At 37.8% G+C, this 20,421-nt stretch carries 18 protein-coding genes and 1 pseudogene; 3 read left to right on the top strand and 16 right to left on the bottom strand.

The window, feature by feature from the left end; genetic code table 11:
* Positions 1-202 precede the first annotated feature (202 nt).
* Together STRINF_RS04590 and STRINF_RS04585 are read left to right on the top strand one after the other, a co-directional pair.
* Positions 203-2,350: a peptide cleavage/export ABC transporter gene (locus STRINF_RS04590; protein ID WP_043878344.1), complete on the top strand. Its 2,148-nt coding sequence runs from the start codon at positions 203-205 to the stop codon at positions 2,348-2,350.
* Between the two features lie 11 nt (positions 2,351-2,361).
* Positions 2,362-3,756, top strand: coding sequence for a bacteriocin secretion accessory protein (locus tag STRINF_RS04585; protein WP_006531862.1), 1,395 nt, complete (start codon positions 2,362-2,364; stop codon positions 3,754-3,756).
* Between the two features lie 133 nt (positions 3,757-3,889).
* Here the strand turns inward: STRINF_RS04585 and rsmA are convergent, their stop codons facing one another.
* The 10 genes from rsmA to STRINF_RS04555 form a co-directional block, all read right to left on the bottom strand.
* Entirely contained in the window at positions 3,890-4,762 is an 873-nt protein-coding gene (gene rsmA / locus STRINF_RS04580; RefSeq protein WP_006531861.1) for a 16S rRNA (adenine(1518)-N(6)/adenine(1519)-N(6))-dimethyltransferase RsmA, read from the bottom strand.
* An 88-nt stretch (positions 4,763-4,850) separates the two neighbouring features.
* Positions 4,851-5,375 (bottom strand): DUF1697 domain-containing protein, encoded by a 525-nt coding sequence (locus STRINF_RS04575; protein WP_043878343.1) that lies wholly within the window; start codon positions 5,373-5,375, stop codon positions 4,851-4,853.
* Positions 5,372-5,962 (bottom strand): ribonuclease M5, encoded by a 591-nt coding sequence (rnmV, locus tag STRINF_RS04570; protein WP_006531859.1) that lies wholly within the window; start codon positions 5,960-5,962, stop codon positions 5,372-5,374. The genes STRINF_RS04575 and rnmV overlap by 4 nt, the downstream gene beginning before the upstream one ends.
* A complete protein-coding gene (locus STRINF_RS04565) occupies positions 5,934-6,704 on the bottom strand; it encodes a TatD family hydrolase (RefSeq protein ID WP_006531858.1) in 771 nt (256 codons plus the stop codon). The genes rnmV and STRINF_RS04565 overlap by 29 nt, the downstream gene beginning before the upstream one ends.
* Before the next feature lie 136 nt (positions 6,705-6,840).
* Complete coding sequence (locus tag STRINF_RS10515) at positions 6,841-6,918, bottom strand: hypothetical protein (RefSeq protein ID WP_223903583.1); 78 nt, start codon at positions 6,916-6,918, stop codon at positions 6,841-6,843.
* A gap of 2 nt (positions 6,919-6,920) precedes the next feature.
* Positions 6,921-7,511: a SpaA isopeptide-forming pilin-related protein gene (locus tag STRINF_RS10510; protein ID WP_006531857.1), complete on the bottom strand. Its 591-nt coding sequence runs from the start codon at positions 7,509-7,511 to the stop codon at positions 6,921-6,923.
* On the bottom strand, positions 7,508-7,603 hold the full coding sequence (locus STRINF_RS10505; protein WP_223903577.1) for a hypothetical protein: 96 nt from the start codon (positions 7,601-7,603) through the stop codon (positions 7,508-7,510). Before STRINF_RS10505 ends, STRINF_RS10510 begins: the two co-directional genes overlap by 4 nt.
* On the bottom strand, positions 7,600-8,472 hold the full coding sequence (locus tag STRINF_RS10875) for a Cna B-type domain-containing protein (protein WP_223903576.1): 873 nt from the start codon (positions 8,470-8,472) through the stop codon (positions 7,600-7,602). Before STRINF_RS10875 ends, STRINF_RS10505 begins: the two co-directional genes overlap by 4 nt.
* A 24-nt stretch (positions 8,473-8,496) precedes the next feature.
* Positions 8,497-9,174 (bottom strand): thioester-forming surface-anchored protein, encoded by a 678-nt coding sequence (locus tag STRINF_RS10495; RefSeq protein ID WP_223903575.1) that lies wholly within the window; start codon positions 9,172-9,174, stop codon positions 8,497-8,499.
* An 84-nt stretch (positions 9,175-9,258) separates the two neighbouring features.
* Complete coding sequence (locus tag STRINF_RS04555; protein ID WP_043878341.1) at positions 9,259-11,055, bottom strand: heavy metal translocating P-type ATPase; 1,797 nt, start codon at positions 11,053-11,055, stop codon at positions 9,259-9,261.
* Positions 11,056-11,248: 193 nt separating this feature from the next.
* Here STRINF_RS04555 and STRINF_RS09905 point away from each other — a divergent pair.
* Positions 11,249-11,619, top strand: a pseudogene (locus STRINF_RS09905) (transposase); the annotation flags it as partial.
* A gap of 54 nt (positions 11,620-11,673) precedes the next feature.
* On the opposite strand, the gene STRINF_RS04550 reads toward STRINF_RS09905, so the two are convergent.
* The 6 genes from STRINF_RS04550 to STRINF_RS10490 form a co-directional block, all read right to left on the bottom strand.
* Complete coding sequence (locus STRINF_RS04550) at positions 11,674-12,612, bottom strand: class C sortase (RefSeq protein ID WP_006531852.1); 939 nt, start codon at positions 12,610-12,612, stop codon at positions 11,674-11,676.
* A 144-nt stretch (positions 12,613-12,756) separates the two neighbouring features.
* Positions 12,757-14,193 (bottom strand): SpaH/EbpB family LPXTG-anchored major pilin, encoded by a 1,437-nt coding sequence (locus STRINF_RS04545; protein WP_043878340.1) that lies wholly within the window; start codon positions 14,191-14,193, stop codon positions 12,757-12,759.
* 90 nt (positions 14,194-14,283) lie between these two features.
* Positions 14,284-19,341, bottom strand: coding sequence for an InlB B-repeat-containing protein (locus tag STRINF_RS04540; protein WP_006531850.1), 5,058 nt, complete (start codon positions 19,339-19,341; stop codon positions 14,284-14,286).
* 40 nt (positions 19,342-19,381) lie between these two features.
* Positions 19,382-19,975 carry a signal peptidase I gene (gene lepB / locus STRINF_RS04535; RefSeq protein ID WP_012962534.1) on the bottom strand — a complete coding sequence of 198 codons (594 nt, stop codon included), beginning with the start codon at positions 19,973-19,975 and terminating at the stop codon, positions 19,382-19,384.
* Positions 19,962-20,219, bottom strand: coding sequence for a hypothetical protein (locus tag STRINF_RS04530; RefSeq protein ID WP_012962535.1), 258 nt, complete (start codon positions 20,217-20,219; stop codon positions 19,962-19,964). The genes lepB and STRINF_RS04530 overlap by 14 nt, the downstream gene beginning before the upstream one ends.
* 16 nt (positions 20,220-20,235) lie before the next feature.
* On the bottom strand, positions 20,236-20,421 hold a 186-nt coding region (locus tag STRINF_RS10490; RefSeq protein WP_006531847.1), incomplete at its 5' end, for a hypothetical protein.

Raw genomic sequence — 20,421 nt, 5'->3', positions numbered from 1 at the left:
GCCCAAGTCGTAAAAGTTCATTTTGAGTTCCTAAACGGTAATTGAGTTACCATTCAAGAACTCAAAATGACCGTTTAGGACTTTGATAGTTCTAAACCTCTTTCTTATGGCATAATAAGTCTATCAAATGGTTAGAACCTACATTAACAATGGTCTATTTAGCATATCTATTGAAACTAGGTTCTTTAGAAGGAAATCTGTTATGAGGAGATACAAGTATGTTAGTCAGATTGATTTGCGAGATTGTGGTGTGGCAGCTTTGGCATCAGTTGCCAAGCATTATGGATCTGATTTCTCACTGGCACACCTAAGGGAATTAGCTAAAACAACTAAGGAAGGGACGACAGCGTTAGGGATAGTCGAGGCAGCTAAAGCCATTGGCTTTGAAACACGCGCCATTCAAGCTAACATGGAACTGTTTGATATGGCCGATATTCCCTATCCTTTTATTGTTCATGTTAACAAAGAAGGCAAACTGCAGCACTATTATGTCGTTTACAAAGCTAAGAAAAACCACCTTATCATCGGTGATCCAGACCCCAGTGTCAAAGTGACCAAAATGCCCAAGGAGCGCTTTAAAAAGGAATGGACAGGTGTCGCCATTTTCTTAGCACCTGCTCCGCATTATCAACCGCATAAAGATAAGAAAAATGGCTTAACAAGCTTTTTACCAATTATTTTCAAACAAAAGGCACTGCTAACTTATATCATTCTGGCAAGTTTGCTCGTGACCTTGATTAACATTGTTGGGTCTTACTATTTGCAAGGAATCTTAGACGATTATATTCCTAATCAATTGCAATCCACTCTTGGCATTGTCTCGGTTGGGTTGATTGTAACCTACATAATGCAACAAATCATGAGCTTTTCACAAAATTATTTACTTGTTGTGCTGAGCCAACGGTTAACAATTGACGTGATTTTGTCTTATATTCGTCACATTTTTGAATTGCCCATGTCTTTTTTTGCCACAAGGCGGACAGGTGAAGTGATCTCACGTTTCACCGATGCTAACTCGATTATTGATGCACTGGCATCAACGATTCTCTCTTTATTTTTAGATGTGAGTATTTTGTTTATTGTCGGAAGTGTCTTAATTCTGCAAAATACCAATCTCTTTTTCATCACCTTAATAGCATTGCCTATCTATGCTATTATTATTTTGGCTTTTATGAAGCCTTTTGAGCGAATGAATCACGATGTCATGCAAGCCAATTCTATGGTTAGCTCTGCGATTATCGAAGATATCAATGGTATTGAAACGATTAAATCTTTGACTAGTGAGGAAGTCCGTTATCAAAATATTGACCGTGAATTTGTGGATTATTTGGATAAAAGTTTTACGCTTAGTAAGTATGAAGCTGTGCAAACGTCGTTAAAACAGGGAGCACAGCTAATTTTAAACGTCGCCATTCTCTGGTATGGTTCACGTTTAGTCATGGCTGGGAACATTTCAGTAGGACAATTGATTACTTACAATACGCTTCTGTCGTACTTTACAACGCCAATGGAAAATATTATCAATCTGCAAACCAAACTACAATCTGCCAAAGTAGCTAATAATCGTCTCAACGAAGTTTACTTAGTGTCATCTGAATTTGATAGCAAACAACTCTTAAATGACAGCCATTTTCTACAAGGAGATATTGTTTTTGATGATGTTTCTTATAAATATGGTTTTGGTCGTGACACGCTGAGTCATGTGAATTTACACATTAAGAAAGGTGAAAAAATTAGCCTAGTTGGTATCAGCGGCTCTGGTAAGACAACCTTAGCTAAAATGATTGTCAATTTTTACACACCTAACCATGGACAGATTACCCTTGGTGGCTACGATTTAAAAACCATTGATAAAAAAGCCATTCGTCAATACATTAATTACCTACCACAACAGTCTTACGTCTTTTCAGGGACAATTTTAGAAAATTTAACCTTGGGAGCACCTGACAATATCACGCAAGAAGAAATTCTGAAAGCTTGTGAAATCGCTGAAATCCGTGCTGATATTGAATTGATGCCACTAGCATACCATACCGAACTTTCAGATGGTGCTGGGTTATCTGGTGGGCAAAAGCAACGTTTAGCTTTAGCACGCGCTTTACTGACACAAGCTCCCGTCTTGATTTTAGATGAAGCCACAAGTGGTCTTGATGTTCTAACGGAAAAACGTGTGATTAAAAATTTACTATCTCTCACAGACAAAACTATTATTTTTGTTGCCCACCGTTTGAGCATTGCTGAACAATCTGACCGTGTCATTGTTCTAGATAAAGGACACGTTATCGAAGAAGGGCATCATAAACAACTCATCCAAAATCAAGGTTTCTATGCACAGTTATTTCATGAATAAAAGGAGACCATATGAATCCTAAATTATTTCAATCTGCTGAATTTTATCATAGGCGTTATCATAATTTTGCGACTGTCTTAGTGATTCCAATGACACTCTTGGTCTTTTTTCTCCTTGCCTTTTCTCTCATTGGTAAAAAAGAAATTACCGTTACGACACTTGGTAGTATTAGACCAACAAAAGTCATCGCTGTTGTTCAATCAAGTAGTAATAACACCGTTTTAACCAATAATCTTAGTGAAAATAAGGCAGTCAAAAAGGGGGATTTACTCATCCAATACTCCGACAAATTGGAAGATAGTCAACTTAATGCCATTCAAACACAAATCGAAAGATATGAACGTCAACAAGAGGCACTCAATCAATTGAAAGAAAGTCTAAAGCAAGGACAAAACCTTTTTACAGGTGATGATGAGTTTGATTATTCAGCAACCGTTGAGCATTTTTTAAATCAATCTCAAACAATTACTGCTCAAGTTTCTCAATCAAACCAATCAGTTGCTAAACAAGAAGCTGGTGTCAACCAAGCAAATGCAGCTATCGCCAATCAGATTGCTAACCTACAAACCCAAGCCAGTCAATATCAAGAAGTTAAAGATGCTATTCAAACTGATAAAACAAATGTATCTGGCAATAATCCATATGCAACTACTCTTAATAGCTATCTTAGCCAAATTCAAACAATCGATACACAAAGCAGTTCAACTGACAACAATTCTGCTAGCAAAGAAAGTGTTAAAAATCAATTTTTAACAGACCTACAAGGGCAGATTGATAGCATTAATACCTCTATCTCTAGTTTGCAAACACAAGCTGCTTCCAATTATTCAACGGGAAGTTATGACACTAGTGCCACTAATCAAATTGAAAGCTTGCGTCAGCAGGAATTGACACAAGCTGAAACACAACTTACGCAAATTACTCAAGAAAAAGAAAATTTGCAAGCGCAGCTTGACCAGACAAATCTCTCCAAAGCTGACACCGTTTTAAAAGCTAGTCAAAGTGGCATTTTACATGTTTCTGATGAATTTGAAGGGCAAACGCTCTTGCCGCAAGGCAGTCAGATTGCAGAGATTTACCCAGAAATTGCCAAAACACAGCAAGTCGCTATCCGCTATTACGTTGACTCCACTCATGTTAGTCAATTGAAAAAAGGACAGACTGTTCGCCTAACCCTTGAAAAAATTAGCAATCACGCCATTGTTATCACTGGCAAAATCAGTAAAATTGCAAGTTCTGCCACACAAACCAAAGAAGGAAATGTCTTTGAGGTGACAGCACTAGCCACCGTTGATAAACAAGATAGCTCCAAATTAAAATATGGTTTACAAGGCAAAACAATCAGCACTATCGGCAAAAAAACTTTCTTTAATTATTACAAAGACAAGCTATTAAAAGATTTTTGATATTTTGAAAAGAATAGCTCATAATTACTATAAATAAATTCTCTTAAAATTCATAGTAATAAAGAATGGATTTTTATTTCAAATAAATAGTAGATTATTTAACCCCAGCCATAATAATGACTGGGGTTCATTTTTATAATCCGACTTCTTTTAGGGCGTCTGCTAGTTTGGCAAATTCGGCAATTGATAGGGCTTCTCCACGAATGGATGGTTTGATTTCTGCGATTTCAAGCGCTTGTTCAAGTTTGGCTTTGATTTCGTCTGCTTTTCCAAAATGGCTTGTTAGGTTGTTCCAAAGGGTTTTGCGGCGGTGAACAAAGCCAATTTTTGAAACACGGAAGAAGAAATCTTCGTCTTTGACTTGAACGAGTGGTTGTTCACGGCGAGTCATTTTTAAAATCGCTGAATCCACATTTGGTGCTGGTACAAAGACTGTACGTGGTACAACAAAAGCAACTTTAGCGGTCATATAATATTGCACCGCAATTGAAAGTGAACCGTAAGCTTTGGTATTTGGTTCTGCTGAGATACGGTCCGCTACTTCTTTTTGCATCATCACGACAAATTCTGCAAATGGAATTTTTGATTCAATCAAGTGCATCAAGATTGGTGTTGTGATGTAGTAAGGAAGATTTGCTACGACCTTGATTGGAAGGTCTGGGTTAGCAAATTCTTTGATACGGCTTTGAAGGTCTGATTTCAAGATATCTTCATTGATGACTTTGACATTGTCAAAATCACGAAGCGTATCAGCCAAAATCGGAATCAAACGGTCGTCAATTTCAAACGCCATGACTTCAGCAGCATTTTCAGCCAAAAATTCTGTCAATGCACCGATACCAGGACCAATTTCGATAACGTTGACATTCTTATCAATCTCAGCAGTATCCACAATTTTTTGTAGAATGTTAGTGTCTGTCAAAAAGTTCTGTCCAAATGATTTTTTAAATGTAAATCCATGACGCTCAAGGACAGCACGCGTCACACTGTAATCAGCAATTCTCATAATTTATTTAACTACCTTATCCACAAGTTATCCCCAAAATAAGGTTTTGTCATTCCTTTCATTTCTGTCAATGCAATTTACTATTGTATCACATCTGGCTTAAACGTGAAACACTTCTGAGCTTTCGCATGGTAGCTGTGATGTATAATTGTTTTTCTAAATAATTGGTATTCAGTCGTTTTTTCTTGGCTTCTCTTGGTAAATAGAGATAGAGGCATTCACTTCCTGCTCGCAAGATTTCATCACCAAAGTCAGTTTCTAACAGGTCAGCTAACTTATCCTGCGAAAACTGGTCATTTGTAAAAACAAGGTGAACACGTGAAACGTCATAGCTTTCATCAAAGAGACTTTCAGCAAGAGCCGTTGTAAACTGGGCTTGCGTTTTTAGGATAACCGATAAATCAGCACCGATTTTTGCCTGAATCGTGTCATGAATCAATGTACAAACGTCATCGTCAGATAAGGTTGTCTCAAAAACGATATTGCCACTTTGAATATATGTCTTAACATTTTCAAGACCTGCTTCTGTTAAAATCTCTGCCAGATAAGCCATTTTAGTAATACGATTCTGCCCAACTGGTGTAACTCCCCGTAAAAGCGCAACTTTTTTTATCCCTCATATCTCTCCATAGCTTCTTCTACTTCGGCTAAAGTGATGCCAAAGAGTTCTAAGCGTTTAAGGAGTTGTTTACCGTTGCTGTAACCAATGCGGAGCTTTTCGCCCAAATATTCACGGCGCCTGCGGCTATCATTTCCCATTAAAAGCCCCATGCGCATCAAGTCAGCTTTTGTGATGTCGAATTGATTATCATCATCAAAATTTCCTAATACGACAGAAAGAGCTTTTTGCAAATCTTCGAAACTTGCGTGCTCAACGCCGAGTGAACGACCTTTACTTTTTGATTTTGGTGCAGCTTCATCACGATTTAAAAAAGCGTGTTTAACATTTGGGATAGCATTCATGATGATTTTTCGAATGCGTTCTCCGTTATAATCTGGGTCCGTAAAGACAATGACCCCACGCAGGTCATTTAGTTTTTCAATGCGTTCAAGGTCATCGTCATTGATAGCTGAACCTCGTGTTTCGTAAGTGTCCACGTCGTAAAAGCGACGCAAATTTGCAGTATCGTCTTTCCCTTCAACGACTAAGACTTCTTGGATTTTAATTTTTTCAGTCACAGTTAAATAACCTCTTTGCATTGTCTGATGTTGCTTTTGCCACTTCTTCGCTTGTTAATGCACGAAGTTCAGCAATTTTATCTACAACATAGCGAGTATAAGCGGTGCGGTTTTCACAACCACGTTTTGGAACTGGGGCAAGATAAGGCGCATCCGTTTCAACTAGAATCTTATCAAGCGGTAATTTTTGCGCAGCTTCTTGAACATCAAGAGCTTTTTTAAAGGTCACAACACCTGAAAATGAAATCATCATGCCAAGCTCGATAAAACGCTCTGCCATTTCCAAAGAACCAGAAAATGAGTGAATAATCCCACCACATGGTCCAACACCGACCTCTTTGATAACTTTGTAAGTATCTTCCATAGCATCACGAGTGTGGACAATAAAAGGGAGGTTGTGGTCTTTTGAAAGCTGAATCTGACGTTTAAAAACCTCAATTTGGACGTCTTTTGGGTCTTCCATCCAGTAGTAATCAAGGCCAATCTCACCAAGACCAATCACTTTGGGGTGTGATAGATTGGCAACAATCATATCCTCAATTTCTTGAGTATATGAACCTGCTTCCGTTGGGTGCCAACCGATTGTGGCGTAGATTTCAGGGTATTTTTCAGCTAACTCAATAGCGCGTTTAATAGTTGGTGCATCAAATCCAACAACATTATGTCGAGTGACGCCCATTTCTTTTGCAAGTGCCAATTCTTCTGCTTCACGCCCAGCAAAATCATCAGCATTCAAATGCGTGTGTGTGTCAAATATTTCCATGATTTTATTATAACACAGACCACAAGAGAGACCAAAGCCAAGTACAAGTAAAGCGGTAAAATATCAAAGATAAACACAAAAAGAGAACCAAATTGGCTCTCTTTTTTAAAAGGTTCGATTCAATTACTAACTAATACTATGCTTTAGCTTTTTTTGCTTTATAAACAAAACCAAAGATAACTGATAATACAAGTACTAGACCAAGTATCATCAATCCTAGACCGCTGCTATCTCCTGTTGACGGAAGGAGTGATTTCTTTTCTTGTTTCTTCTCTGATTGTTTATCAGAATTACTTGACAGAGTTGTTGGATCATCAACTGTTGGGGTATTTGACTGTTTTTTTCTGGAATTACTGGTGTTTTAGCATCTTCCATTTTGATTATCGCATCGGCTTGGACTGTCCATGAACCGTCTGTTCCTTTTACCTCGACTTGACCGTCTGCTGTGACACGGAAAGTGATTGACTCTGCTAAGTCATAACCTGCTGGCGCTTGACTTTCCACCATAGTGTAGGCGCCCTCTGACAAGCTGAACACTTTGGCTGTATCACCTGAAGTCCACGCTAAGTTTTCACCCGTTTTTGCATCTGTGGCGATTTGACCGTCTGCGGTTTCACCTGAAACAACTTTGAGCGATGCACCTGGGAGTTCGGCGCTACCGTTAACTTCAACTTTGCTAAATGTCACATCTGTTGTCTTAGGGTCCTCTGGTTCTTCTGGAATTACTGGCACATGCGTATTCGTAATGGTTACATTTCCGTTCTCTACTTTTCCTTCAGTAGTTGTATAGTCATCAACTTCAGTCACTTTTTTGACAGAGTAAACAATATCTTTTTATTTGCTTTTTCAGCAAGATTTCTCCATGTATATGTCCACTTATTCGCTGCTGTTAACGTCACAACATCACCAGATTTTTTGCCATTAGCATATAATTGGACATCAATAGAATTAGGACAAAGCCATCTTGATCATCGCTATCATCCCAAACTTTTGTGACTGTCAAACTTGTTTTACCTGGAGTATAGTTATTTGTAATGTCATATCCATTAATTGTTACCGTGTAATTGTCAACACTATCTTCAGTTACTGCGTAAGTAATAGCACTACCATTTGCATATTTGGCAAGATTTAAAAACGTATATGTCCAATTCGTATCAGCTGTTACTTCTTGTGAAGCTACCTTAGTTCCATTGGCTAAAAGGTTAACTGTACTCGAATCTGGACGTTTACCATCTTGGTCATCATTGTCATTCCATGTCTTTGTTCCAAACACTTCTGTCGTGTCTGGGGTATGACTGTTTGTAATGTTAAATTCAGAAATGATAGTTTCATAACCACCAACACTGTCTTCTGAAACAGTATAAACAACTTCTTGACCATTTTGATATTTCGGTAAATTTTCAAATCGGTAAGTCCAGTTATCAGTTTGTGAAACTTCTTTAGTTTGACCAGTATCTACACCATTTGCAAGTAGATGAACAACAATTGATTCTGGACGGATACCATCTTGGTTATTATTGTCATCCCATGTCTTTGTTCCTGATAAACTAATTACCTCTGGAACATGAGTATTTGTAATAGTGTAGTTATTGTCACTTCCCGAAATCACAGATTGATAACCAGATAAATCTGTAACTTCTTTTACAGTGTAATCAATAAGAACATTGTCAGAGTCATATTTATCAAGATTTTCAAAAGTACCATTCCAACCATTGGCATCACTTAGCACTAATTGCTGACCAGAGACTTCCACTCCATTTGCTAACAATTGAACAGTAACTTCACTTGAACGTTATCCATCTTGATTGTTTGCATCATCCCAAACTTTATTGACAGATACACTTGTGTATTCAGTTTGATTTTCTGGCAACATTTCTGCTGCCAGAAAATTTTGTACATAAGGATTTGTACTTAGGTACAAATTTAATTTAAAATTTGAAGGATAAGTTAACTGTGAAACATTCCTTAATTCATTATAAACATTTTCTAAATTGTCAGAGCTAAACGAATACCCTGTATAGCTATCTGTGAATTTCCAAATAACTAGCTGAGTAATTCCTCTAAACTGATCATCAGTTAACTGATACTTTTGTTGAATGCTACTCCCATTATTTGGATAACCGTTATATAAAACTTTCATAACCGAATCGTATAACACCGCATCTTCCAATGTACTGCTACTGTTCTCTTTCATTTGCTCCACAGTTACATTAGTACATTTAGTATACCGATCTCCATACATACTAGAATACTGCTTTTTGATATTAAAACAGTACCCTACAATAGTCTGACTATTGTCATCTATATAAATATTATTAATACCTAATCGGCTTTCGCTACTCTTACCATCATTATTTACATAACCTCGAAAAGTCTCTAAACTATTAGATTCAGCTAATACTCCCTTTTCCCCACCTAAAAAACATAGCACTGATAATAAAACAACTAATATAGAAAATAACTTCTTCATAATTATCATCGGTAGTGTATCATCTAATCTAACATAGATTTTTATGTCTAATTTAATTGACAGATTGAATCTCAAGCAATTATATCACACATTTTTACGTGCTCGTAATTCTGAGAGAATTGAAACCGTATCAACAACTTCTTGGAGTATAGCTCCTAATAAAGTCGGGATGACACCTGTTGCTGCAATGACCATTAGCACTAAACAAACAAATAAGCCAATTAAAACAGATTGTTTAGCGATTTTCATGGTGTGTTTTGCAATAGCAATAACTTGTACGACCTTACTCAAATCATCTTTCATGATGACAACATCTGCGTTCTCGCTTGCTGCTGTTGATCCATGAGCACCCATAGCAATTCCGACATCTGCTGTTACAAGGGCTGGGGCATCATTTACACCATCTCCCACCATTAAAACTGGTCTATCTTGGATTCCAATATCTTTTAAGTGCTTAATTTTATCCTGTGGTAAACAATCTGCGAAGACTTTATTAATACCAACCTGCTCTGCTATTTCCTTAGCGACTGAATCTTTATCTCCAGTGAGCATAACTAGGTTTTCAACATCCATTTGTTGGAGTTTTTGCATTGTTTCCTTAGCTTCAGGTCGAACGGAGTCCTTAAAAGTAATATATCCGAGCAGATGATCGTTTTTACCAACATAAATGCTAGTTTCTTTTGAAAGATTTTCAGAACTAAAGTTTTTGATAAGGCTCGGTTTGCCTACTGAAACTTCATTACCTGAAATCTTTCCTATGATACCTTGAGCCGTTACTTCAGTTGCTGATGTGACAGGTAAAAATGTAATACCTTTACTTTTAGCGTATTGTACTAGTGAACGTGCTAAGATATGTGATGAATTTTGTTCAAGACTTGCTGCAAGCTGAATGAGTTCTTCTTCCGTGGTCCCTTCAACTGCGATGATTTGATTGACAGCTAGGTTTCCTTGTGTAATAGTACCCGTCTTATCAAAAGCTACAGATTTTGCACCAGACAACTTTTCTAGGGTTGTCCCTGTTCTAATAATAATCCCGTTCTTTGATGCTTGACTCATGCCAGCAACCAGTGCTACAGGGGCTGCTAATATTAGGGGGCATGGCGAAGCTACAACAAGGACTTGAGCAAAACGCACTGGATCTTTTGAGACAAACCAAGCAAATCCACCGATTACATAAGCAATGACTGTAAAAGGAATTGAATAGCGATCAGCAAGTCTAACAAATGGTGCAGGATTTGAAGTTGACTCTTTTACCAATCTCACCAATTGTTGGTATTGACTATCTTCAGCCAGTGAAGTAACTTCAAATTGGATAGAATTTGAACCATTCATAGAACCAGATAAAATATTATCTCCAACCTTCTTTTCAATTGGTTTAGATTCACCAGTCAGTGAGGCTTCATTAAAATCAGATTCTCCACGTAAAATACGTCCATCTACTGGCACCATCTCATCAGGTCTAACGACGACTACATCACCAATTTTTAAAGCTTCAACAGGAACATCTTCCAACTCGTGTCCAATCAAGCGATGTGCAATTTTGGGACTATTATCAAGAAGACTTCGTAATTCACGACTGGCCTGTTTACTGGCATAATCTTCAAGACTTTCCCCACCTGTAAGCATGATGAGAATCATAAGACTAGCCCAATAATCACCAACAAGTAAGGTAGCAATAATAGCTGAAATAGCTAGAATATCAACACCGTACTGACCAGATTTTAAAGTCTTAATCATATCAATAAGCATTGATAAAGACATAATACCGCCGGCAATAGCCACTAGAATGTAGGCCAAATCTGGTTTATGAAGAATAAAATTAATAACCAATGCACATAGTGCAATAGTTAGAGTTGTAAGTAATTTTTTGAAGTTTGACATTCTATTCACCTCTTTCATACTTCTATTATATTATAATAGTTCCAAAAAAACTACTTATTTATAATGATTATAAATAAAAATCAAATTATTAAGTGCAACAAATATTTTACTGAGCTAAGTCAATATATCTTATTATCATAGTGTGACTTTTATCTAACTTCATAGAATGCAGTAAGTGACTATTTATGGGCGTGAAAAAACTCTTGAATACCGTGTTCTAAAATATTACTGGAAACTCATTCAAAAGGATAGTCGAAAATTATCGCCCAATGCTTTTTATTCAAGGACTTTCAGAGAAACGTTAACGCCTAAAGAGTGTTTAGACAAGATTTTTAAACACGTTCCGCAACTTGAAAAATACTACAGCCTTTATCCGTTATCAGAAATACATCACTAATGCTACTCCCTTATTCTAACGTCAAACCTGAAGCTACTAACAAACTCATCAAAGATATTAAACGAAACACTTTTGGTTACAGGAACTTTGACAACTTTAAAAAACGCATTTACCTCGCTTTAAACATCAAAAAAGCGAGAACATCATTTGTTCTCGCTAGAGTTTAACTTTGACACCTATTACAGTTGACAAAGAGCGGTTATATAGCTTTCCTAATTCATTTAACTATCTTCAAAGAATTTTTTTAGTTGCTCAATAATACCTTTATAAACATTTCTATCAACTTGTGGACGATAATTAATTTCTTTTTGAGCTAAGTAATTCGCAACGCGGTTGGCGTGTTTTTTACGGTAGTGCTTACTTGTTATGATAAAGATATACATTAGTAAAACGACACAAATAGGAGTCGCAAGAAATGGTGCAATATAAATCGGCTTAATCTGCACAGCATCTGATATGACATTTGCATCACCATCAGAATTGGCAATACGATGCCCACGAACCAAGAGGCGGTGAGTATTGATTCCGTATGGGGTACAGGTAACTAAAGTCACGTAATCTTGGTCAGGATCAATGCTTAAATTAGATAAATCTGTTGGTTCTACCACACGAATCTGATCCACTTCATACGTTAAAGTTTCGTTGAGAACATGAATAGTAAAGGTATCCCCTTCACGTAACTGATCCAAATCTGAGAACAACTTAGCCGATGGCAAACCACGATGCCCTGATAGAACGCTATGTGTTCCTTTTCCACCGACAGGCAAGGAAGTTCCCTCCAAATGCCCAATAGACGTTTGCAAAACAGATTCATCTGTGCCGTGGAAAATGGTCAGCTTAACGTTAATTTTGGGAATATCAATGTAGCCCATAGAACCATCATTATTAAAATTAAGTTCTTTTTCATAGGCTGCCTTATCCTCATCTGAAAAATTCCAATCCATACCATGCGTTGCATTATACTGCTTGGCACTTGCCAAAATGCGTTTATAGTCTTCTGTTGACATCTTGGACACACTTTTAGTGTATGACATAATAGCTTCAGACTGATGAAAAGAATTCCAGTAGTCACTGATAGTCGGATAGGTCAGTAACCCTAAGCCCATAATAAAAATAAATGGCAAAGCGAATTTAGAAAGTTTTTGCTTTAGCCAGATCATCAGCTGACCACCTCCCTTCTCCGTGCTCTGTATGTTCCTCTCTTTAAACTTAGTCCCAATAAGTATGAGAACTAGATTTAAAGAGAAAATCTTCGGAAAAAGCGATTAAGCCAAACCTTCCGAAGATAACTCTATTTGATAAAATTACATATTATTCATGCGACGTTTTGAAATCATGAAAATTAAGGCACCAATGAGTAATATTGAACCAACAAGATAGAATACCTTAGTACCAAATGACCCTGTTGAAGGCAATTCTGCACCAGCTTTATTGATAACATTTGAAGTATTTGTTTCTGTTGATGAGATTGTTACTTCTTTACGTTCTGTCAGAATGTTGTAACCGTTAGGCGCTTTAGTTTCTTCAAGATAATATTTCGTATCATCCCCTTTAAGACCTTTGATAATAGCTGAACCAGCTTCAATTTCAGTACCTTCTTCACTTGCTTCTGCAACACGATAAACTCCATCAGATACTTTCACGACTTTAATTTCGTTACCATCTGTTGCAGCATCATAAAGTTTGAATGTTGCACCAGTCAATTGATTACTTGACGTATCAACTTTGTTTAAAGTAAACTGGTAAGTTTTAACCTCAGTCGTATCGGTTGGTTTGTCAGGATCGACTGGTGTAGGATCTTCATTAGGGTTATCAGCTGTATTATAGCCAATAGTTGCTGAGTTGGTTGCAGCAGCGTCAGCAGCACCTTTTGTAACAGTAGCGTTATAAGTAATGACAACATCAGCTGGTGAGTCATAAATGGTTTTACCACTTTTATCTGCCCATGTTAAGACGATAGTCATTTTACCAGCATCATCAAAAGTTGTTGAAACATTAGCAGCTTTAGCTTCTGTTCCTTTAACAAGGACTTTCACACTTGATTGATCAATGCTTAAATTTGTTGGTGTATCAATAATAGTATACTTCGTGATTTGTTTTGAATCTGTTTTAGTTGTAACATAGTTAGTTGCTTCAAATTTGATTTGATAATTTACTGTGTCACCAACTTTGGCAGTTGTGCTATCAACTGTTTCACCATTCACAAGGATATGTTTACCACCGCCATTATTGTCATCTGGGATATTTGGTGCAGTGGTATTTTTATCTTTGATTGTCGCATCTGGATTTGTGCTATCAACTGTGATCGTCGCACCGAGTGATGATTGCACATAGTAGTAACCATAGGCAAGGTTGGTAAATGTGACAGTGTTGTCTTCAGCTGTTGCTGTAGCTGCTTGGGTACCAAAGCTAGCTGCCCATGTTTTGAAGGCATCAGATGACACATCTGCATTTTCTTTAGCAGTGACATTGCCCTTGGCATCTACTTCAAACCAAGTTGAACCGTCTTCAAGGGAAGTTTTACCACTTGGTAATTTGTAAGAGATGGCACCATTGCCATCAACAGTTGCATCAAAGAGTTTATAAACCGTGTAGGTTTGCCCTTGAGAAGCATTATTGATAGTGATTGTTGCTGATCCACCAGCACCTGAGTCAACTGTTTGTGCACTTACTGCACCACACACAAAGACCAACGCGAGGACGGTCAAAAAGGGAGTTAAAATCTTTTTAAGGTTATTCATGAGAATCCTCTTTCTTTTCATAATGATAATTTTAGAAAAAAACTGTAAAAGTTAGGTTAGAATCAAGCCCTTAACGTATTTTAGGAGTTCTTAAGGCAAATCACTCCTTTCACGATGTTTCTGATATTGACGATAAGCCAGAGTAACCAACATCAGAGCTAGTCCGACTAACACGTAAAACATACGACCGCTACCACCCGTATGAGGTAGTGCCTTTCCAGTCTCATTAGCAATTTGAATACGTGTACTATAACTACTATTTCCCTCCAAGACTTTCACATTCTCTAAGCTAGAAATAGTATTCCCATTTTCATCTGTTAGGGAAATGGCAAAGCTAGACTGACCATTCTCTGCTTGGCTTTCTGTTACAGCAAAATAAACTGAGTTATCAAGGATAACATAGCCATCGGGCGCCGCTGTCTCTGTGATACGGTAACGACCAGTATTTAGACCAACAGGAATAGTCACACCATCAGTTGAAGTGATAGTCAAATCCGATACGCCATCAATAGATGTCCAAGTATTGCCGTTCCACTTGCTAATCTCAAACTTACCACCTGTCAAGGCTGTCCAATCCGTCTTGGTCTTTTGAATATTGACCGTTGGTGTCACAGTCAAGCGACCATAGACTGTGGCAATGTCATAGTTAGACAGTTTGGTAGCAGCATTCATAGCTGTATAAGTGAAAGTATTGTCAGACGAGCCAGTAGCTGTTTGACTACCTGTTACATCATAGAGCAGACCCTCACCCGTCACAAAACCTGTGTCAGCTGTTGGCTCACTAGCAGTTACTGTTTGGGCTGTTAAAGCCATGCCATCATAACCTTTTTCAGCAGTCGCCGAGGTCAAGATAACAGGACGTGGCTTAATCAGCAGGCGACCGTCACTTACTTGGAAAGTTACCTCAAAGTTAGCATTGCTATTGGTAAATTTACCTTGTAGAGTCAGATTATAGGTGCCAGCATCCGTTGCCGACAAGGTCTTGTCACCTGTAAATCTGATGTCGCTTTCTTTGTAAAGACCACTACTATCGTTAATGACCAAGTCGTCATAACTGATACTTTTTGCTACACCGTCGTAGGTCTTTTCCTTATCTTGACCATTGACGATAACGGTGACAGACTGTTTATTAACCGTTAAAGTACCCGCGACATAGATGATATTATAGTAATAATTCCGCGCCTTGCCAGTTGAACTGCTAACCAAGGCGATGCTTGGTGTCACCGCACTAGATCCCGCGTTTATCTGACTACCTGTGAAGGAAATCCCTGTCAAACTATCATCTGTTTCCAGTAGTTCTTTGTAGCTATCTTTGAGGTCAGTCAAGCCACTATTTTCCAAAGCGATGCCGTCATAATTTTTTTCCTTGCTGACAGCTTCGATGTAAAGATCTTTTTGATAATAGAGATTAATGGTGATGTTATCGCCCTTGTCAATCTTATAATTAACTTTGTTCTTATCACCATTGCTATCTTTAGACTGAGCATAAGTGTAGCCACTAATAGTCTTGTGAGTGACAGTATATTGACTTGGTTTCTTGCGTGTCGTGTTCAAAGGTTCTTGCCCCACAATCGGATTGCCATCCATATCTAGATAGTTAACCGTGATATGAGCCTTGTCGTAAGGTACGTAGTAGAAAGTGATAACGTTGTTATCTGAACTTGAGGTCAAGGTTAGGCTTTCAACATCTGTCAGAGCATAGTAATCATCCAGTTGTTCAGGCGTCGTGTCGAGTTGCTTAGCCAGATAACCTTTATCAACTGTGACCGCACTTTCTTTAACTGAAATCGTGCTACCGTCCACTGTCACCGACTTGCTCTCAGCGACTTTCACTGTCGGATTGTCCTTCAAAACATAGTCGACACGATAAGACACTTGAGCAGACTTCTTGGTGTAGTAGAAAGTGATGATATTGTTGTCGGCATCATAATCAAGCACAACGCTCTTGCTATTAGCATCTGGGTGGTAACCCGTAATAGCTAAAGCACTCTCACTAACCACTTGTTGGTAATTTAGCGCAGGACTGGTAACTGTTTTATCCGCTGCTAGTTGATTGTTATTATTGTCCGCGTCAAGATAACGCACTGTGTAGGTCAATGGTTTCAAGGACCAATGAGCGTAAAGTGTGGTATCTGAGGTTACCGGCTGTGACCAATCGTAGCGTTCACCACCTTCTTTTGCTGTGTACCAGCCATCAAAATTATAATATTGACGACTTGGATCTGCTACCGAAGTTGCTGTTTTGTATTTTTTAACTTTTTGTGTCGTAGGCGCTACTCCATCGCCACCATTCAAATCAAAAGTCACATTAAAAGTTGGCGAAACCCACTTGGCATAAAGGGCTAGGTTATGGGAAGGCATAGTATCAAAGGTATAAGGCACCGTCAAACCAGCATCCGTATACCAACCTCCCCAAGTGTAATCAGCATCAATACCTGACGGACGTTCAGGCGTATAGTTATAGGTTGGAAAGTTAATGTCAGCCTCATAAAGGACATTTTTAGTTTCCAATCGTTTACTACCATAGTAATAATCTATATTGTAGCTATTACGGTTATAGTAGAAACGGTAAACATACGGATTGGTAGTTGTTTGAGAAGGTTGATAGTTACCACTAGGTACTTGATTTAATCCCAAGTACGTGTAACCAAATAATTCTTTAGCAACTAATTTATTTGTTCGAATAAAAGATTGACTGTATGTGTCTGATTTCGTATAAGAGCCATCTGCCTGTTGAAGCCAATATTCTACACTAGCAATCGTTCCTGTTGGTGTCCAATAAGCTCGATAGGTAACAACATGGTTGTCGTTAGCATTTTCAACTAAATCTTCTGTCAACTCATAGCGCTTTGTCTTATTATTGCCATTGCCACTCGACCAGTAATCAAAATACAATGAATAATAATATGAACGCCCTTGGTATATAAAACTATGTTGAGATAGGCTATCATAAACTTCAGGAGATGTAGATGATGTATCCGAAGGCCAGAGGCCTGATATATCTTGACCAAGTACAACATCTTTTATACTGTAGGTAGAGCCGGAATAAATAACACCTTTTATTGAAATACGACCTGTTGTCATACTTCGTGTAATATTTGACCCCCGATAGTCTGTATAGCCAGTGGCAGTAGAGCTATTATCCAAATTAAACACTAGCGTATATCTTATCAAACTATAATACACTTTCAGCACCGATGTACCGTCAGCTGCAATCGTAACATTAGAGTTAGCATTCATACCATAGGCGCTTTCACGTTTGTATCCTGTTGGAACTGTTGTCAAGGCAGGAGCTTGATCAGCTTGAACGGTAGTACCAACCTTTCCACTAGCTGATACAGCACTATCATAAACATAACTCGTTTTTCTCGTAGCATTATTATAAACTTCTTTATAGTATTTTATGGTGTAATTAACAGTATTAGCTTTCCATTCTGCATAGAGTGTCTTATCACTATCCAGCGTAATCGTTCCACTGGTTTTAGCAGTGTCTGATAAATCTTCCTTTTCATGCCAACCAACAAAGGTGTAGCCCGTTTTTGTCGGCACATTATCGGTCAGACTAACTTTACTTTCGTATAGACCTGTCAGATAAGGGATATAAGAGCCACCGTTGGTATTATAGGAAAGCGTGTAGCTGTTGCGTGTGTAATAAACATAGAGATTTTGTCCCTGTGATTGTGTCAATTTTGTCGCTTCTGTTTTTTCAAAAGTAGCATAATCATAAGACAAAACTTGAGGTCTTACTGTAGAACCTAGAACACCGTGATTGGTAACACTCTGAATCTCAGTATAGTCATCATCTGTTAAATTTTTCAACATATAATGTACTGTATACTCGGCGGTATAAGGCACGTACTGTAAATTGATGGTCACCTTACCATCAATATTTCCATCTAACTCATCCTTAATTGCCAAATCACCTGACTTGAGTTCAATAACTGCTTCTTGTGAGTAATAAATTGCATCAGCGGTTAAAGTACTATCTTCTTCTCTTTTAACTTCAGTTGAGGTAGGTGGAGTAATTTGATAGGGAGTATCCCGTTCTTCCAATTGGAAGATTTCCTTATCAAAGGTGACGTCCTGATTGGCACTATTATTGTGATAATAGTAATTTACGGTAACCGTATAAATTGAAATCTCCGTAAAAACTGCTTTAACCGTCAAATCACTCGTCACAATCGTATCTGCTGTGACAGTTTCATGCGTCTCTGCATTTTCCCAATGATCAAAACGATACCCTGATTTGAAAGGAGTTTCTGGCAGAATTGTTAATGCTGTCCCAGCCTCAATTTGCGTTGAAGTGATTTCGCTATCGTCATTGTAGAAGGTCACGGTGTAACTCTGTGACGTCGTCTCTGTTTCTGTTGTGCTCTCCACGGAAGCGTCAACATCCGTTCCTGTTGATGAACTATTTAATATTGAATCATCAGATGTACTAGTATCAACTAAAGCAAAATCAGAAAAACTATCACTATTAAATGTAACTGTTGTTACCTGATTACCATCACCTGCCACTTCAGCATCCAATACTTCTGTTGAACCATCCGTTTTGATATGAACAACTTTTAGATTATCTTTATTAGCCTCAAAATTATCCTTTTGAGTAATGGTCACCTTCACAGAAGCAGACGGCTCCACTTCAGCATCACCTTGCATGAAAGCAATATCATAAAGCCTAATATTTGCCACAGTATTTAAAGACAAAGTGTCTTGTATTTTTTGTAGTTTACTCTGGTAAGTATCTTCCTCTGGCTTAACTTGGTTAACCTCAAGTGCCACACTTTCTGGTAATTTAGCCTCAGCTGTTATATCAGCTGTTACTTGATAATTTTTATCATCTGCAATCAAAGTCGTATCTGTAGTAACTAGCTGTTCATCTCGGCTAGACACATTCGTTTCAGAAACAGCCTGCGAATCTGAATTTTCTGTGCTCAAGGAAGTGCTTGTTGTATTGTCATCTACACTGCCAGACTGTTCCGTATTAATACCAGGCGTTTGATTGGCAGCATTACTATCTAAAGTCAATGTTGGCAATATCAAAGCATAGGTCGTCACAAAGAAGACAATTACAGCAATAGCACCAATTACTTTCTTATACTTAGCCTTGAACTGAGCTAAATATTCTCTCCTAAAAAATTTCTTCATAAATTTTCATCCTCCTTTCTCATATTAACTAATAAAGCCACTATTCAATGATTCCCATTTCTGAAAGAGGCCAAACTTTAAAAACTAAACGTCCAACAATTTGCTCATCTGAAACTGCTCCGATAGAAGTATTTCGTGAATCAATCGACACTTCACGGTTATCCCCCATAACAAAAATACGATCTTCTGGTACTTGATAAGGAAAGGTAATATTGGTTTTACCATAGGCTTTCTTACTCAAGTAGGGCTCATTTAGTTTTTTTCCATTAACATAAACATTTCCTTTTTCATCCATATCAACCCAATCACCAGACTCTGCAATTACGCGCTTCACCAAAATATTATTATTATAATAAAAGGCAACAACATCACCAGTCTCAAAATTACCACTCTTGACAGAGACAACTATATCTCCGCTATTCAAGGTTCCCTTCATAGACTTGCCGTAAATACGTAAAATTGGTAAAAATAGTATTGCAACCAGTACAGCAAAGGCAGCAACCACAATTAACATAAAAGTAGTGCTTCTAAACATTTCCAAAAAGTTTTTACGGTATTGTGCTGATTTATAAGCTTGTTCAATAACAGTCGTCTCAGGGAGAGGATGTGGTTTAGTGGATTTATTTTTCTTCATCATCATTCTCCGTAATATTTTTAAGATAAATATCAGCAGCTTTCTGCGCCTCCTCAAAAATTTTAGTTAATTTGAGAGCGGCGTCTGCCAATGATCCTGCTTCTTGGATGATAATCTGCTTATTTTCTAACTTTTGTTGAGTTTCTATTAACTCTTGTTTTAATCTGTCAATTTCTTTACTTTGTGCCAACAAAATCTCATAGAGTTCTATCTTTTTTAATTGTTTCAGTGTACGTTCATTCATAGAGTTTTTTACCTTTTTATATAAAATCATTGCTATTTAAGAGACACAAAAAGTCACTTTTTCGTATAACTATTATATAGATACACGAAAAAGTGACTTTTAAAATAAATAACTGTACGCCAAAAAAAGCCTTTTTAGGCTCTGCTCTGCTCTGCTCTGCTCTGCTCTGCTCTGCTCTGCTCTGCTCTGCTCTGCTCTGCTC

It is taken from the genome of Streptococcus infantarius subsp. infantarius ATCC BAA-102, assembly GCF_000154985.1.
Taxonomy (GTDB): domain Bacteria; phylum Bacillota; class Bacilli; order Lactobacillales; family Streptococcaceae; genus Streptococcus; species Streptococcus infantarius.
The sequence above is the reverse complement of the archived record's forward strand: the minus strand, read 5'-3'. Positions and strand labels throughout refer to the sequence as shown.